This is a genomic window from Fibrobacter sp. UWB5 (genome assembly GCF_002210295.1).
GTDB lineage: Bacteria > Fibrobacterota > Fibrobacteria > Fibrobacterales > Fibrobacteraceae > Fibrobacter.
In genome coordinates, this window is the sequence record NZ_MWQH01000007.1 from 112,530 (window position 1) to 127,841 (window position 15,312).

The 15,312-nt window shown below is 54.1% G+C and carries 14 protein-coding genes; 4 read left to right on the forward strand and 10 right to left on the reverse strand.

The annotated features are described in order from the left end of the window. Positions 1–16 precede the first annotated feature (16 nt). From pyrC to B7989_RS10955, 9 genes are all read right to left on the reverse strand, one after another. Positions 17–1,018, reverse strand: a complete 1,002-nt coding sequence (gene pyrC / locus B7989_RS10915; RefSeq protein ID WP_088628516.1) for a dihydroorotase — start codon at positions 1,016–1,018, stop codon at positions 17–19. A 106-nt stretch (positions 1,019–1,124) separates the two neighbouring features. Further along, positions 1,125–1,940, reverse strand: a complete 816-nt coding sequence (locus tag B7989_RS10920) for an ABC transporter ATP-binding protein (protein ID WP_233144375.1) — start codon at positions 1,938–1,940, stop codon at positions 1,125–1,127. Then, on the reverse strand, positions 1,940–2,839 hold the full coding sequence (locus B7989_RS10925; protein ID WP_088628517.1) for an ABC transporter permease: 900 nt from the start codon (positions 2,837–2,839) through the stop codon (positions 1,940–1,942). The genes B7989_RS10920 and B7989_RS10925 overlap by 1 nt, the downstream gene beginning before the upstream one ends. Next, positions 2,820–3,503, reverse strand: coding sequence for a ribosome biogenesis GTP-binding protein YihA/YsxC (gene yihA, locus B7989_RS10930; RefSeq protein WP_233144376.1), 684 nt, complete (start codon positions 3,501–3,503; stop codon positions 2,820–2,822). Before yihA ends, B7989_RS10925 begins: the two co-directional genes overlap by 20 nt. Continuing rightward, a complete protein-coding gene (gene recR, locus B7989_RS10935) occupies positions 3,500–4,096 on the reverse strand; it encodes a recombination mediator RecR (protein WP_088628518.1) in 597 nt (198 codons plus the stop codon). The genes yihA and recR overlap by 4 nt, the downstream gene beginning before the upstream one ends. Further along, positions 4,086–5,321: an EAL and HDOD domain-containing protein gene (locus B7989_RS10940; protein ID WP_088628519.1), complete on the reverse strand. Its 1,236-nt coding sequence runs from the start codon at positions 5,319–5,321 to the stop codon at positions 4,086–4,088. The genes recR and B7989_RS10940 overlap by 11 nt, the downstream gene beginning before the upstream one ends. 3 nt (positions 5,322–5,324) lie before the next feature. Next, positions 5,325–6,164, reverse strand: a complete 840-nt coding sequence (hisG, locus tag B7989_RS10945; protein ID WP_072801043.1) for an ATP phosphoribosyltransferase — start codon at positions 6,162–6,164, stop codon at positions 5,325–5,327. Then, on the reverse strand, positions 6,161–6,421 hold the full coding sequence (gene hisE / locus B7989_RS10950) for a phosphoribosyl-ATP diphosphatase (protein ID WP_088628520.1): 261 nt from the start codon (positions 6,419–6,421) through the stop codon (positions 6,161–6,163). Before hisE ends, hisG begins: the two co-directional genes overlap by 4 nt. Positions 6,422–6,464: 43 nt before the next feature. Further along, positions 6,465–7,553: a GGDEF domain-containing protein gene (locus tag B7989_RS10955; RefSeq protein ID WP_088628521.1), complete on the reverse strand. Its 1,089-nt coding sequence runs from the start codon at positions 7,551–7,553 to the stop codon at positions 6,465–6,467. A gap of 161 nt (positions 7,554–7,714) precedes the next feature. Here B7989_RS10955 and B7989_RS10960 point away from each other — a divergent pair, with 161 nt between their 5' ends. The 4 genes from B7989_RS10960 to B7989_RS10975 are packed head-to-tail and all read left to right on the forward strand — an operon-like array spanning position 7,715 to position 11,606. Next, a complete protein-coding gene (locus B7989_RS10960; protein ID WP_088628522.1) occupies positions 7,715–8,224 on the forward strand; it encodes a DivIVA domain-containing protein in 510 nt (169 codons plus the stop codon). Positions 8,225–8,230: 6 nt separating this feature from the next. Beyond that, on the forward strand, positions 8,231–8,452 hold the full coding sequence (locus B7989_RS10965) for a DUF167 domain-containing protein (RefSeq protein ID WP_073055335.1): 222 nt from the start codon (positions 8,231–8,233) through the stop codon (positions 8,450–8,452). Positions 8,453–8,512: 60 nt separating this feature from the next. Then, positions 8,513–10,699, forward strand: a complete 2,187-nt coding sequence (locus B7989_RS10970; RefSeq protein ID WP_088628523.1) for an HD domain-containing phosphohydrolase — start codon at positions 8,513–8,515, stop codon at positions 10,697–10,699. Between the two features lie 13 nt (positions 10,700–10,712). Further along, on the forward strand, positions 10,713–11,606 hold the full coding sequence (locus tag B7989_RS10975; protein WP_088628524.1) for a flavodoxin: 894 nt from the start codon (positions 10,713–10,715) through the stop codon (positions 11,604–11,606). Between the two features lies 1 nt (position 11,607). On the opposite strand, the gene metH is transcribed toward B7989_RS10975, so the two are convergent. Continuing rightward, a complete protein-coding gene (metH, locus tag B7989_RS10980) occupies positions 11,608–15,270 on the reverse strand; it encodes a methionine synthase (protein WP_233144377.1) in 3,663 nt (1,220 codons plus the stop codon). Between the last annotated feature and the right edge of the window lie 42 nt (positions 15,271–15,312).

Consider the following 15,312-nt stretch of genomic DNA (forward strand, 5'->3'; position numbering starts at 1 on the left):
AAAATTATGCAGGCTCTTAAACGAGCTTCCAGTCGAGTTCCTGGCCGGCGGCGAGCGGCACCACGCCGTTTACGATAGCGGGCACCGTCCATTTTTCGTGGACGACTTCGATCTGCTTGGTCGTGCGCGGAAGGCCGTAAAAGTCGGCACCGTAGCTGGCAATGAAATTCGGGAGCTTGTCCAGGTGGCCAGCCCGTTCGAATTCTTGGACCAGGAGCGGGATGGCGACCGGGGCGCTGTAGACGCCGGCTGCGCCGCAGGGGCATTCCTTTTTGCCGAGCTGGTGCGGCGCAGAGTCCGTGCCGAGAAAGAACTTGGGATTGCCGCTGAAGGCGGCTTCGCGAATGGCGGCACGGTCTTCCGGCCGCTTCGGCAAGGGCTTGCAGAAATGGTGCGGCCGTAAGGCGTCTCCCACGATGTCGTCAAGCGTCATCATCAGGTGGTGCACCGTGAAGGTGGCGGCCACATTCGCGGGGAGTCGCTTGACGGCTTCCACCGACTTTGCAGAGCTCAAGTGCTCGAAAACGATTTTGAGCTTCGGGAATTTTTCGGCCAAGGTTTCGACGCGCTTGATGAAGGCGCTCTCGCGGTCCAGGCAGAACTCGCCCGGTTCTTCGCCGTGGACGCACAGTACGAGGCCGAGCTTTTCCATCATGGCGACCACCGGGAAAATGCCTTCGAAATCGCTGATGCCGTCGGCGCTGTTGGTGGTCACGCCGGCGGGGTAGTACTTGCCTGCCACAACACCGACCGCCATCATGTCCTTCAAATCCTGTTCCGTGTAATTCGGGTTCAGCTTGAACGTCATGAGCGGGACAAAGTCCGCGCGTACGGCCTTTGCCGCTTCCAAGATCTGCGCCTTGTAATCGGCAATCGCCTTCGCGCTTGTCATCGCGGGTACCGTGTTCGGCATGATGATGGCGCGGCCAAATTGTTGAACCAAGTCACGAACGTAGCCGGGCATCAATTCGCCCTGTCTCAAGTGCGCATGAAAGTCGTCGGGTAGAGGGAGAAACATTTTGAAATCCTTTTGTAAAATGTGTAGTGTGGGATGTGGAATGTGTAGTGTGTAATGGTTAATTATTCATTTGTCATTTCACATTTCACATCGCGGCTTCGCCGCTCTACCCGCTATTGCGGAGGTCGCGGAACAGTTCTCTGGAAATTTCGCTGTCGGTGTTGACCCAGTATTCAAACGGCTTGGGCTCGGTCAAAGTCTTGCGGTGCAAGAAACAAATATTGCAACCGAGTTCCTTGGAAATCATCAAGTCGTGAGTCACGATAAGAATGGTGGTTTTGAACAGCGTACGCATGTTGTCGATCAGCGGCAGCAAGTTGCGTCGGTTGTAGTTGTCAAGACCTGCCGTAGGTTCGTCCATCAACAATAGCTTCGGGTCCATGGCCCAGCTACGGGCGATAGCCACACGCTTTTGCATGCCCATACTGAGCATGTGCGGGAACAAGTCGGCTTCGTCGCGTACGCGCATCAAGTCCATGGCCATGTTGATCTTTTCTTCGATTTCGGCGGGTGTTCCCATTTTGTGGTAGCGGAGCGGGAGCGCAATATTGTCGCGCACGCGCAAGTTCGAAATCAGGGCACCGTTCTGGAACACCATTCCCACTTGGCGTTTTGCCACTTCCAGGGCGGTCAACTTTTCGGGCGGAATGTATTCGCCGAAATAGTAAATGTTGCCGCGGGTGGGGCGAGTAAGCCCGGCAATGACTCTGAGAAGGGCACTCTTTCCTTGGCCAGAAGGTCCACCAATGCAAATGGTTTCGCCGCGTTTAACCTTAAGGTTCACATTCGAAAACAGTTCCTTTTGCGGGTCCATTTCGATGCCTCTGAAATACCCTAAAATTCTCGGCTTAGAGAACATTGCACCGGCAAGGTCCCTATAGGCGAGATGGATATCTTCCAGACTTAAGGCTTCGTCAAACATTAGATCAACTGGTTGAGGTTATTCATGTAGTCCACTAAGTAGAATATCGAAATAATCACATCGGCCACGACAACATACAGGAAAGATTTAATCACGGAACGCGAAACGGCCTTGGGCACCTGACGCACATCGCGCGGAATGTTCAGGGCCTGGTAGCAGGCGTTGGTGGTAATAATGGCGCCAAAGACAAGGGGCTTCAGAATAAGGAAGATAAAGTCTTCGAGCGTAATGGCTTTCAGGATTTCGCCACTCAGGTAAGACCAGGTCAGCTGAATGCTGGACATTTCGCTTTGCATGACGCCGCTCATACCGCTCATGAATATCGCGCACTTGGTAAGAATGAATCCGCCGCAAATGGCGCTTGCGCTAAAGAAGATGTTCATGATGAGCATGGCGATGCAGCCGCCAATCAGACTCGGCATGACCAAGAAACGAATCGGGTTTACGCCCATGGTGGCAAGTGCATCGACTTCGTAGTTGATCACCATGCTCCCGATGTAAGTCGTAAGCGAAGAACCGCTTCGGCCTGCAATCAAGAATGCTGTAAGGATCGGGCCAAGTTCACGGATGACCACCACCACGATCATGTTGCCCACAAAGTCGGCGAAACCCATTTTACCCATCATCGAAATCACTTCGATAATGGTGATAGTTCCGAACAAGGTGGCAACGACAAAAAGAATCGGGAAAATTTCGACGGCCGTAAAATACGTCTGCATGATGATGTTACGGGAGTCGGTCTTCAAGCTACGGTTTTTGGCGAAGATGCTAGAAATGGCTCGGCAGAACAAAGCGATTTGTTGGCCGAAAGGACGGCGCAACAGGAACAGGCCCAGCAAATGGAATGCCTTTGCGGGGGCTGTGAATCGTTGCCAGTTTCTAGGGCTCCTTACTCTCATTCTTCTGTTCGATCGCTTCCAAAATTTGGTGCCACAAGTCGCCGAGTCCGAATTTCTTGAAAGAGCTCACGCTCAAGGGATTCTGGTCGAGCCCGAATTTTTCCTTGATGCTGCGGAGTCCTTTTGCAAGTTCCGACTGGTTCGCCTTGTCGCGTTTGCTTGCAACAATCAGTACGGGGCAACCGCTGGCCCGGATGGCTTCGACCGTCTCGATATCGATAGCGTGACCGCCGTGGCGCACGTCTACCAAATATACGAGTCCTTTCAGGTCTTTACACTTTTCCACGTATTCGCGGATAAAGTCTGCCATCTGGTCACGTTTGGCGTTGCTGACTTTTGCAAAGCCTACACCTGGTAAATCTACTAGAAAAAACTGCCCGTTGACTTTGAAAAAATTCAATTCGCGGGTTTTTCCGGGGGTTCTGCCCACTTTTACCAAGTCTTTTCTGCCCATCAGGGCATTCATGAGCGAAGATTTGCCCACATTGGAGCGTCCGAGGAAGGCAATTTGCGGTAAGCGTTCTTCGGGAAGGTGCTTGATGCTTGTCGAACCTTTGACAAATTCGGCGGAGACAATCTTGTAGTCGCCCACCACGACAGGGCCGTGGTGAACCGTCTTTGGCGGTAAATTCGCCTTTGTCCCTTTCGGAGCCTTTTCCATCATAAGCTGACTCTCCCTTCGAATGCGCGGAGCATGGTGACTTCGTCGACAAATTCAAGGTCCGAACCCATGGGGATTCCGCGGGCAAGGCGCGTGCGCTTGACGTTGACGCCTGCAAGCATGTGGTCGAGCATGAGCGCGGTGCTGTCGGCTTCGGGGCTAGAACCTAATGCAAATATAAGTTCTTCGATGCCTTCGTCTTTAATGCGCTTTACCAGTTCGGGCAGGTGCAAGTGTTCGGGGCCGATGCCGTCCAGGGGCGAAATCACGCCGCCCAGAACAAAATAAGTACCCTTGTAAATGCCGGAGCGTTCGAAGGGAACGATGTCGGAGCTTTTTTCGACCACACAAATGCACTTGGAGTCGGGCCTGGCCTTGCATACGGGGCACAGGTCTTCGTCGGTAAAGGCGTAGCAGCGCGGACAGGGATGGACGTTCTTCTTGGCGTTCAGCAGGTTCGTCGAGAAACGTTCTACATCACCTTCGTTTTTGGAAAGAATATGATACGCAAGTCTTCGGGCGGTTTTCTGCCCGATTCCGGGGAGCGATGAAAATTCCCCGATTAACGCTTCAAGACTTTGCGGTTCAATGTTCATTGGCAAAACTGTAGGATTCGTTGATGCAGAGTTTCAATTGGGCGAAGTGGATGCCCTCTTCCTTGAGACAAGCCTGGATGGATTCGCGGTCGTCGAGTTCCACGGCGTCTGCAAGGCGGAGGAGCGTGCCGAGGCGGCCGCTGCGGTTCAGAAGGGCGTCCTGCATTTCGTCATCGGCAGGAGCGTCGGGCAAGATGGTTTCGAGCGGGGCGCGCACCAAAGCGTCCATGCGGCTGATGAGGCCCACCATGAATGCCTTCGCGCAGAAGTCGTCGTTGTTTTCGTCGATGCAGCGGGCGAGGCTTTCCATGAACTTGGCGCGGTGGCTTGCGTTCTGGAACAAGGGCGATGCCTGCGGAGTCATGCCGAGTTCCGGGCGGGCGTACAGCATGAGCATGAGCCATTCCTGAATGCGGCGCATGCCCACCCACACGATGGCATCCTTGACCGTGTCGATGTGGCTGTGCCTGGTCTGCGAGTCGGAGTTCACGAAACGGAGCAGGTTCTGGGCGATGTCTTCGTGCTTGGAGAGGCTGTCGCACATGTCTTCGAGAGAGGGCCTCGACTTGATGCGGAGCAAGAGCTGCAGGATCGTTGCCGAGGTGGCGTCGATCTTGCGGCCGGTCACCAGTTCGGGCTTTGCAAAGAAGAACCCCTGGAAATAATCGTAGCCGGCTTCTTCGCAGCGCTTGAAGGTCGCCTCGTCTTCCACCTTTTCGGCCAGGAGCTTGATGCCCATGGTCTTGAAGAAGATGGCGGCGGCGTTCATCGATTCCTGCGAGTTGTCCACCACGTCCATCTTGACGTAGCTGACGTACGGGAACAGCGGCTTGAATCGCGTGATGAATTCGTCGTTGAAGATGAAATCGTCGAGCGCCAGTTCGAAGCCCAGGGCCCTGTAGCGCTGGACGGCCTTGACAATCGCTTCGTCGACTTCGACGTCTTCAAGAACCTCGAGTACGAAGTACTTGGGGTTCAAAAGCCCGAACAAGTTGTCGAGCAGCATGTTGCGGCTGCAGTTCACGAACGCCTTGTTGTTTCCGATCAGGCGTTCGATGCCGATATTGTTCAGCACGTTCTCGAGAACCTGCGCGGTGGCGAGAACGTCGCTTGCAATGATCGCGATGTCGCTTTCGGGCGAATCGCGAAACAGAAGCTCATACGCGTAAATCTTACCCTCGCGGTCGAGGATAGGCTGGCGTGCTAGATAGGCAAGTGTTTGCATGTCTTAAATACGAGCGCTCTTGATCCCGAACAGGAGAATGCTGCGTGCGCCTGCGTCCCAGAGCTTGTCCATGATGGAGTTGGCTTCTTCTTGCGGGACCATGGCCTTCACGGAATACCATTCGCGGCCGTGGAGCTTGGTCACTGTCGGGGCGTCAAGACCCGGCGTGAGTTCGCATGCCTTCTGGAGGAGTTCGGCCGGGCAGTCATACTCGATCATCATGTAGGATTGGGCAACGAGCTTGCCTTCGATACGGCGGATCAGCGTGTTGACTTCTTCGAGTTCGGTCTTCTGCGGGTTGCAGAAGAGGGCTGCGTTGCTACGGAAGAGCGGTTCGCCCACAATGCGAAGTCCAGCCTGCTTGAGCGTGGTACCGGTTTCGACCACGTCGACAATGGCGTCTGCCACGCCGAGGCTCACCGAGATTTCGACGGCGCCTTCGAGCACCACGAAGTCCATCGGCTTCTTGTAGAAGCCTTCCACGATGTTCGGGAAGCTGGTGGCGATCGTAGAATTCTTGAGTTCGTCAAGAGACTGCACCGGGCTTTCGTTCGGCACGGCGGCGCACATCTTGGAGGCGCCATAGGGCAAGTCGAGAACCTTGACGGCCGGGCTCTTGGCTTCGGCGTTGAAGTCGATACCCGTGATGCCGGCGTCGATAATGCCACGGCCCACGTACATCGGAATGTCGCTCGGGCGCAGGAAGAAGAATTCGATTCCGTTCTTCGTGTCGAGCTGGGTCAAAGTCTTGTAGGGCTTGGAGGCCTTGTAACCGCAAGCCTTCAGAAGTTCCTGGGTGGGCTCAAAGAGCATGCCCTTGTTGGGGAGAGCGACCTTAATCATAGTTTAGCGTACACTTCTTCGAGGGTGAGACCTTTTTCGGCCATCATAACGGCCACGTAGTAAAGAACCTGCGAAAGTTCGAGGCACTGGGCGTCGCGGCTTTCGAAACGTGCAGCCATCCAGCTTTCAGCGGCTTCTTCTACCAGCTTCTTGCCGATGCCGTGCGGACCCTTCTTGAACAGTTCCGTTGTGCCCTTACCTTCGGGCATATCCTTTTTGCGCTGGCAAGCCAGTGCGAACATCTCTTCAAATGTCATAATGGACCTCTTTAATTTTTTCAGAGGTAAAGATAGAAAATCTCTAGTTTTCCACCATGTTGCGAATCTGGTTCTTGCCCTGATTCTTTGCCGAAACGACAAGCTCGTCTACCCGGAATAGCAACTGCTTGACATCGGATGCCGATTTTGAATTGCAGGGGAGAAGCCCGCCGCTAATGGTGAGTTGCAGTTCCGGGTGTTCTTCGAAGGTAATCTGGCGCACTGCCTTGCGAATGGATTCAACCTTTGCGTACGCTTCTACTTCGGAACCGGCATTAATGAGATAGATGAATTTTTCGCAGCCGAAACGGGTGACAATTTCGCCCGTCGTCTCGTCTTCGCTCTTTTGGATGAGCTTGCCGACGGTGCAGATGACGGTATCGCCAAAGGTGTGTCCGTACTTGTTGTTAATTTGTTTAAAATTGTCCAAATCAAACATGGCGATAAAGTAGTCGTTGCGGTGTTTCCAGACGGTTTCTTCGAGGAACTTGAGCAAGTACCTGCGGTTGTAAAGGCCGGTAAGGGAATCCCTGACTGCCAGGTAGTCGAGTCGCGCCACCAGTTTTTCGCTTTTTTCGCGTTCCTGCACATAGGACATGAGCGAGAACGAACCGACGGCAAAAAGCGTGATACCGGTCAGGATGTGGGTGACCAGAATATCGAGGAAGGCTCCGTCGCGGTCGAGCGTGGTGTAGAGCATGTCCGGGTTTTTCCAGGACAAGTAGATAATGGCGGTCTGGATCAACAGCGAAATGGTAAAGGAAATGTTTTTGGCGCGCCCGCGGACCGCAAAGGCGATCAGCGCAAGCGAGGTGATGCAGTAAAGCGGCATGCCGCTCGTGATACCGCCGCAGAACAGGAACAGCATGGGCATCAAGAAACAGCTGAGCGCACAGCACATGACCAGGTAACACTGGTTATAGAGAGACGTTCTTACGGCGACAAAGGCAATAATAAAGCAGAGCAGGGCACAGCCGAGACTGGCGAGGGACGCCGAGAAGTTCAGTCCCTCGTAAATGGTGAAGATGGCGGAGCAGGTTGCCACTACGGTAACAACCACCAAGATCGACCAGAACATTTTTCGTTCCAGTGTATCTTGCGCTCCCCAAAAGTCCTTTAGAAACTTGATCATAAACGCTATAATTCAAATATACTCCATTATGTGTAAATTAGTATACGTAAAACGGCATTTTATAACTTATTTTTTGATGTCTTTGCCACCTCAGGCGGCAAGTTATTATATTTCAGTTGACGCCCAAAACGGCAAATACCCATTTTTTTGCAGGTTTTAGTATGGAACTTACACCACTGGATATCCGAAATCAGAACTTCCACAAGAAAAATTTCGGTGGAATCGATCCTGAAGAAGTCAAGGCATTCTTGGAAACAGCTGCCAACGCATTCGAACAGATGTCCAGAGACAAGACCGACCTTACGGAACGCCTGAAGGTTGCCGAAGAACGCGTGAATTACTACCGCCAGATCGAAAAGACGATCCAGGATGCCGTCGTCACCATGCAGAAGACGGTTGACGAAGTCAAGGCCACCGCCGAAAAGGAAGCCGAAATTATCGTTGCCGAAGCGAAGGCAAGAGCGGTCCGCGAGGTGGAGTCCACCAAGAAAGAGGCCGAAGAGCTCCGCATGGAAATCGAACAGCTCAAGCAGTTACGTACAAACTATTTTATTCGTTGCCGCGCCCTGATTAGGGGCCAGGAAGAACTCTTGACGGCCATGGAAAATGACCAGCGCATGCAGGAAGAGCTGAAGGCTCGCCCGGCAGCACCGGGTAACGTGCTCGCCTAGTACCTTATGAGAATAAACATCAAGGTACATGCCCGGAGCAAGCGCGAAAGCGTGACGGAGCTCCCGGACGGAAGCTACAAGGTCGAAGTCAAGGCTCCTCCGGTCGATGGAGCGGCGAACGAAGCCATCTGCGAACTCCTGGCCGAGCATTTTCATGTGCATAAACGGGATGTTTCGGTGGTTTCGGGGGCTACAAACAACAAAAAAATAGTGGAAATTATAAAATAGGGCCGGTAGCGGTCCTTTTTTTATTTATCTTAAGAGTGCTAAGAAGGATGTATTGGGCAAATGAAAGCTGCTCTTAAAAAATTACTTGATTTTGAAAACGGGTCTAGCTTAAAAAGCGTTCTGCTGCTGATTGCCGCAGGTCTGCTGTTGAATATCATTCCGGCAAAGATTGCGCTTGCGTTGCACTTGCCTCTCTTTTTGGACTGCTTGGGAACGATTCTGACCGCAATGCTCGGCGGAAACCTTCCGGCAGTCATAGTCGGTTTTACCTCGAATGCGATTAACGGTATTTCGGACCCTGTGACCATGTTCTACGGGGTGATCAGTATTTTTATTGCAGCCCTTGCAACATTCTTTTACCACCAGCGCTTTTTCAAGAACATTCCGCGCCTGTTTGTCGTGATCCTTTCGTTTGCCTTGATTGGTGGCGGAATCGGATCTGTATTTACCTATTTCCTGTACGGATTCAATTTTGGCGAAGGCTTTTCGGCTCCGTTCTCGATTGCATTCCACGAAGTCCTTGGCTGGAGCAAATTTACTTCGCAGCTTTGGGCCGACATTGTCCTCGACTTCTTCGACAAGGGTGTTGTCGTTATCTTTGCGGTGTTCCTTTTCCGCTTTATTCCCCGCGTTATCAAGAACCATCTGAACAAGGTGGTCCTGCGTGTCAATAGCAACGATGTCATGAAAAAGATGGTACGCTATTCCTTGCTGCGCAAGGTGGTGTACATGGTGATCTTGGCCGAGGTGCTCTTGGGAGGCCTCGCTTGTACGATCGGATTTTTCCTTTACCGCGAAAACTCCGTCAATAGCTTTATCAGTATTGCACAAGGTGTGACCAAGGCGGCGTCGACCGTGATTAATCCTGAAAAGGTCGAGGATTACATCAACCGTGGCTACGAAGTGGATGACTACGGTTTTGTGCGGACGGTTCTTGGTTCTATTCGCGAAAGCTTCCCGCAGACCAAGTACCTGTACGTGTACCAGATTCGTCAGGACGGGTGCCATGTGGTGTTCGATTTGGATACCGATGGCGAACCGGGTGGTGCTCCGGGCGACGTGGTGGAATTCGACCCGAGCTTTGAACCGTATTTGTCGACTCTTTTGGCCGGCGGCGAGATTGAACCGATTATCTCGGATGACAAGTACGGCTGGCTGTTGACCGTTTATAGACCGATCCGCAATTCGTCGGGCAGGACGGTTGCTTACGTGGCGGCGGACATCTCGATGGAAAACATTATCCGCGACGAAGCCATATTCTTTATCAAGATGCTTTCGCTGTTCTTTGGTCTTTCGATTATCATCATGAGTATCGTGCTTGAACTCGTGAAGCGCGGCGTGGTGATCCCGATGAACCAGATGTCCTTGGCCGCCATGAAGATTGCCGCCAATACGACGCGTGCCAGCATGCTCGAAACCGAAAAGGTGGACCTCGAAAGCATTCGCGACAGCGTGGAACGCCTCGGAAAAATCGGGGTGCGCACGCGAGACGAAATCGAACACCTGTACGAATCCATCTACACGATGGCGAGCGATACTTACAACTTTATCCAGCGCGTTCAAGAACAGAACGAACGAATCCAGCGAATGCAAGAGATTATCATTATGGAATTCGCTGAAGTGGTTGAAGCGCGCGACAAGAGCACGGGTAACCACATTAAGAAGACGGCTGAATACGTGGAAGCGATTGCCCGCCAGCTCAAGACAGAAGGCAAGTTTGCGGATGTGCTCACGGATGCCTATATCGAAAAGCTCAAGCGTGCCGCTCCGTTGCACGATATCGGTAAGATTGCCGTGTCTGACTTGATTTTGAACAAGCCGGGCAAACTCACCGACGAAGAATTTGCCATCATGAAGAGCCATACCACCGAAGGTTGGAAGATCCTGGTGAAGATGGTCGAAGATGCAGGCGATACCATTGATGCAGACTACCTGAACGAATCGATCGATATGGCGCATTACCACCACGAAAAGTGGGATGGTTCGGGCTACCCGACCCACATTAAGGGCGAAGACATTCCGCTGTCTGCAAGAATCATGGCCGTGGCCGACGTGTTCGACGCCCTTGTGGCCGAGCGCGTGTACAAGAAGCCCTTTACCTACGAAAAGGCGATGGCGATTATTACCGAAGGTGCGGGCAAGCACTTTGACCCGGATGTCGTGGAAGCCTTTACGCATATTTCGGAAAGACTTTACGGTGCAAGAACCAAGTTGCCCCCGCAGCCTGAAGAAGGTTCTAATAGCTAAATAGGAGAACACAATGTTCCATCATTTCAGATTGACTGTTGCCGCCATGTCTGTATTGGCGGCCTCGATGGTGTTTACCGCCTGCAACGAGAAGGAATCCAAGCCGGAGCCCAAGGCCGAAGTGGCTGAGGTGGCAGTACCCGCTCCTTCGAAGTCGGTGGTGGTGTATTACTCGCAGAATGGTGCGACCAAGAAAGTCGCTGAAATTTTCACGAAGGCAAGGAACGCCGATGCCGTGGAATTGAAACTGGTGACGGCTTACCCCTCGACCTACGACAGCACCATTGCCGCGGTGAAGGCCCAGCGCGATACCAAGCAGTGGCCCGCCCTTGAAAATGCGAAGGTGGACCTGGCCAAGTACGACACGGTTTACTTGGGTTACCCGATTATGTTCGGTAGTTTTGCTCCGCCGATTTACACCTTCCTCGATTCGAACGACTTGAGCGGCAAGGTGGTGGTTCCGTTCTGCACGTACGGTAGCGGTGGCCGCAAGGCTTCTGCCGAAGAACTCAAGACGCTTGAACCGAATGCGAACGTGACGCTTGCTTACGGAATTTCGAACAAGCGCGTTACCGCCGAAAATGGTGCCGAAGTCGCCGCGGGTGAAGTTGAAACCTTCTTTGGAAACCTGGAAGCCGGCAAGACCGATGAAATGCTGATGGGCGGATTTTCGGAGCAGCGCCCGCTTGCTGCAGAAGATTCTGCCGTATTTGCCGAGGCGACCAAGGACTACGCTTATTTGGGACTCAAGCCGCTGAGCGTGTCGACCCAGGTGGTGGCCGGTACGAATTTCCTTTTCGTTTGCGAAATGAAGGCCTTCGGTGGCCCGGCTGTCCAGACCAACGTGAAAATCTTCAAGCCGCTCCCCGGGAGGGGCGCGCCTGAACTGATCGTGGTCGAGAAGTAATTTACACCTTCACGTGGAAGTAGTCGATTTCGGGGTGGCTGATGTAGAGGCCGCTCACGGAGGCCTGCGGGTACATGGCGCCGTTTTCGGTGAGGCTGATGCCTACACTGTTGAAGTCGATGAGTTTTGCGACGTTGAAGATTTCCTTGATGTTCGGGAGCACGGGATAGCCGACGGCCGGGCGGATGCCCTTCCAGTTGTTGGTGCGTTCGAGTTCCTTGCTCAAGTATTCAGCGCCGGCTTCGGCCAGGCGGTCGGCGACAGTCTGCATCAAGAGAACGTCGTAGTCGCTGCCGCCCTGTTCGGCTTTCAGTTTTTCGAGGCGCTTGACGAAGGCGTCGCTTACGGTGACGGCGAAGGCGCCCACGATGTCGCGGAATACATCTTTACCGGCGGGAGCGGCGAAGACGCTTGCGGTGTTCGCATTTGCAGGGACTACGTAGTCGCAGAGGGCGAGGCAAGTGCCTTCGGGATTCTGCTGGCGTGCCGTGGCGACTTCGACAAGGTCGGAGTCGGTGCCGGTACGGCCCGTGTTGAACCTGATGGAATTTTCCGTACCGGCGGCAGGGTAGAACGCCTGCACGGCACGCAATGCATATTCGGGCTTCGTGAGCGACTTGATGAGCGCTTCGGCATCGGCCTTGAGCTTCTTGGCTTCTTCCTCTTCGGGCTTGATTTTCCAGGTGAAGAAGAAGTATTCCCAGCTGATAAGCGGGATAACTTTTTCGAGCGAAATCGGCGGGAGCTTGCTTTCGCCCATGAACGGCGGTTCCACGGGCTGGTACTTGCTCCAGTCGCATTGGTAGCGGCGTTCTTCCGGAGTCTTTTCGGCTGCGGCCATGGCGCTTGCGGCTTCGGTCTGGATGCCGTTTTGCTTGTCGCGAATGCGCTGCTGCTCTTCGCGGTTTTCTTGAACGGTCTGTTCGCTAGTCGCCGGATCCAAAAGCTTTTGCACGAGGCCCGGGTTGCTGGCGGCATCGCGTACGTGGAATACGGGGCCATCGTAGCACGGGGCAATCTTTACGGCGGTGTGCGTGGGCGAAGTCGTTGCGCCGCCGACGATAATCGGAATGCGCTGGCCTGCATCCTGCATGGCCTTTGCCACCGTGCACATTTCTTCAAGCGAGGGCGTAATCAGTCCGGAAAGGCTCAAGATGTCGGCCTTGTTTTCGATGACCGCCTTCACAATCACATCTTCGGGAACCATCACGCCGAGGTCCACCATTTCGTAGCCGTTACAGGCCATGATCACGGAGACGATGTTCTTACCGATATCGTGCACGTCGCCTTTGACGGTGGCAATCACGATTTTGCCGCGGCTCGATGCGTTGGCATCCTTGCCCGCCTCGATGTAGGGCTGCAAAATTTCCACGGCCTTCTTCATGGTACGTGCGGTTTTGACCACCTGCGGCAAGAACATTTTGCCTTCACCGAAGCGACGACCGACTTCGTTCATGCCGTCCATGAGCGGGCCAGAAATAATTCCCACCGGGCTATCGCCGCGGTTGATGAGTTCCATCAGGTCGGGCTGAAGCGTTGTAGAAGTTCCTTTAAGGAGAGCTTCTTGCAGGCGTTCTTCGGGCGTCGTGGGCTTTGCGTCTGCGGCGGCGTTGGCGCCGTCGTCAGATGAGCTGCTGGCACCTGTGCTCATGGCGAAAATTGCCTTCGGATCGTACTTGGTGCCCGCTTCCTTGGCGGCTGCGGCGGCTGCGGTCATGCGGCTTGCAATTTCGATGAGCGCTTCGCTGGCATCCGGTTCCGTGTTGTAGATGACTTCGGTAATGGCCATGCGAAGTTCCAGCGGAATCGTCTTGTATTCGATAATTGCGCTGGGGTTCATAATGGCCATGCCCATGCCGTTCGGAATCGCGTAATGCAGGAACGTGGTATGCATCGCTTCGCGCAGGTAGTTGTTGCCGCGGAAAGCGAAGGAAAGGTTCGAAAGACCGCCCGAAATGCGCACACCGGGCAGGTTGTCCATAATCCAGCGGACCGCGCGGATAAAGTCGATGGCGTAGGCGTTGTGCTCCGCCATGCCGGTTGCGACTGTCAAAACGTTCGGGTCGTAAATAATGTCTGAAGGATCGAAGCCGAGCTTTTTGACCATGATGTCGTAAGCGCGGGCGGCAATCTGCACGCGGCGCTCGTAGTTGGTGGCCTGACCTTCTTCGTCGAAGAGCATCACGATGACGGCACCACCGAGGCGCTTGATGGTGAGAGCATGTTCGATAAATGCTTTTTCGCCCATCTTCAAGGAGATGGAGTTCACGATGCACTTGCCTTGGGCGCACTTGAGGCCCGCTTCAATCACTTCGAAACGGGAAGAGTCCACCATAATCGGCACGCGGCTGATAGCCGGGTCCGAAGCGAGCAGGTTCAAGAAGGTCTGCATTTCGGCGGTAGCGTCCAAGAGACCGTCGTCCATATTCACGTCGATTACATCGGCGCCGTCTTCGACTTGCTTGCGGGCGATGTCGAGTGCTTCTTCGTAATTCTTTTCATTGATGAGGCGGAGGAACTTTTTGGAGCCTGCCACGTTGCAGCGTTCGCCCACCTTCACAAAATCTTCGGCGTTGCAGCTGTCGGCACCATTGCTCGGGCGCACCTGTTCCTTGAACAGCGGTTCCAAACCGGCGAGGCGGAGCAGCGGGCTTGTGGCGTACTTGGGCGCGGGCTTGCGACGTTCGTAATCGGCGGGCAATGCGTCAAGCATCTTGCGCATGGCGGCGATGTGTTCCGGTGTGGTACCGCAGCAACCGCCAATCATGTTCACCAGCTTGTCGTCCAGGTACACGCCCATGAGTCGCACCATGTCTTCGGGCGTGTCATCGTAACCGCCGAACTGGTTCGGGAGACCTGCATTCGGGTGGCAGCTAATGTAGCAGGGCGCGACCTTGCCCATACGGCGCAGGTAGGGCACCATACCGTCGGCACCGAGGCCGCAGTTGAGACCGATAGAAAGCGGATGCATGTGCATCACGCTCACGGCGAATGCTTCCACCGTCTGGCCCGAAAGCGTACGGCCCGAGGCGTCGCTCACCGTCATGGAGAACATGACTTCGACGGGCTTGAGGTCCGCGGCTTTTCCGGCGGCGGTTGCGTCCGCGGCGCGTTTTTCCATCACCTTCACAAATGCGCTTGCAGCGGCCTTTGCGTTCAGCGTATCAAAAATCGTTTCAATCAGAATCGCATCGACGCCTTCTTCTACCAGCACCTGGATCTGTTCCAGGTAGGCGTCTTCCAGCTCGTCGAACGTAATGCTACGGCTTGCGGGGTCATTCACGTCTTCGCTCATGGAGAGCATCTTGCTCGTGGGGCCCACGTCGCCCATAATGTACACCTGGCGGCCATACTTTTCCATGGCCTCTGCCGCGGCCTGCTTCGCGATTTTAACGGCGGCGCGGTTCATTTCGGCAATGCGGTGTTCCTGGTGGTATTCATGCTGGCTCACGCGCTGGCTTGAGAAAGTATTCGTCGTCAAACAGTCCACGCCCGCATCCACGTAACGGCGCTGGATATCGAGAATGATATCCGGCTTTTCGATGGAGAGCATGTCGTTGTTCGCGCCCTTGATGCCGTAAGTCTGAATGACAGAACCCATGCCGCCATCGAGCAGCATCATCTTGCTTTCAAAAGCTTCGCGTAAAGTCATTTTCTTGTCCATGGCACGAACCGCCGTATTTTACGTTTTATGCATTTATTTAGT

What these genes read in the sequence shown, in the direction of transcription:
- pyrC (WP_088628516.1), bottom strand. Translation starts at nt 1,018, where the DNA reads ATGTTTCTCCCTCTACCCGACGACTTTCATGCGCACTTGAGACAGGGC.
- B7989_RS10920 (WP_233144375.1), bottom strand. Translation starts at nt 1,940, where the DNA reads ATGTTTGACGAAGCCTTAAGTCTGGAAGATATCCATCTCGCCTATAGG.
- B7989_RS10925 (WP_088628517.1), bottom strand. Translation starts at nt 2,839, where the DNA reads ATGAGAGTAAGGAGCCCTAGAAACTGGCAACGATTCACAGCCCCCGCA.
- yihA (WP_233144376.1), bottom strand. Translation starts at nt 3,503, where the DNA reads ATGATGGAAAAGGCTCCGAAAGGGACAAAGGCGAATTTACCGCCAAAG.
- recR (WP_088628518.1), bottom strand. Translation starts at nt 4,096, where the DNA reads ATGAACATTGAACCGCAAAGTCTTGAAGCGTTAATCGGGGAATTTTCA.
- B7989_RS10940 (WP_088628519.1), bottom strand. Translation starts at nt 5,321, where the DNA reads ATGCAAACACTTGCCTATCTAGCACGCCAGCCTATCCTCGACCGCGAG.
- hisG (WP_072801043.1), bottom strand. Translation starts at nt 6,164, where the DNA reads ATGATTAAGGTCGCTCTCCCCAACAAGGGCATGCTCTTTGAGCCCACC.
- hisE (WP_088628520.1), bottom strand. Translation starts at nt 6,421, where the DNA reads ATGACATTTGAAGAGATGTTCGCACTGGCTTGCCAGCGCAAAAAGGAT.
- B7989_RS10955 (WP_088628521.1), bottom strand. Translation starts at nt 7,553, where the DNA reads ATGATCAAGTTTCTAAAGGACTTTTGGGGAGCGCAAGATACACTGGAA.
- B7989_RS10960 (WP_088628522.1), top strand. Translation starts at nt 7,715, where the DNA reads ATGGAACTTACACCACTGGATATCCGAAATCAGAACTTCCACAAGAAA.
- B7989_RS10965 (WP_073055335.1), top strand. Translation starts at nt 8,231, where the DNA reads ATGAGAATAAACATCAAGGTACATGCCCGGAGCAAGCGCGAAAGCGTG.
- B7989_RS10970 (WP_088628523.1), top strand. Translation starts at nt 8,513, where the DNA reads ATGAAAGCTGCTCTTAAAAAATTACTTGATTTTGAAAACGGGTCTAGC.
- B7989_RS10975 (WP_088628524.1), top strand. Translation starts at nt 10,713, where the DNA reads ATGTTCCATCATTTCAGATTGACTGTTGCCGCCATGTCTGTATTGGCG.
- metH (WP_233144377.1), bottom strand. Translation starts at nt 15,270, where the DNA reads ATGGACAAGAAAATGACTTTACGCGAAGCTTTTGAAAGCAAGATGATG.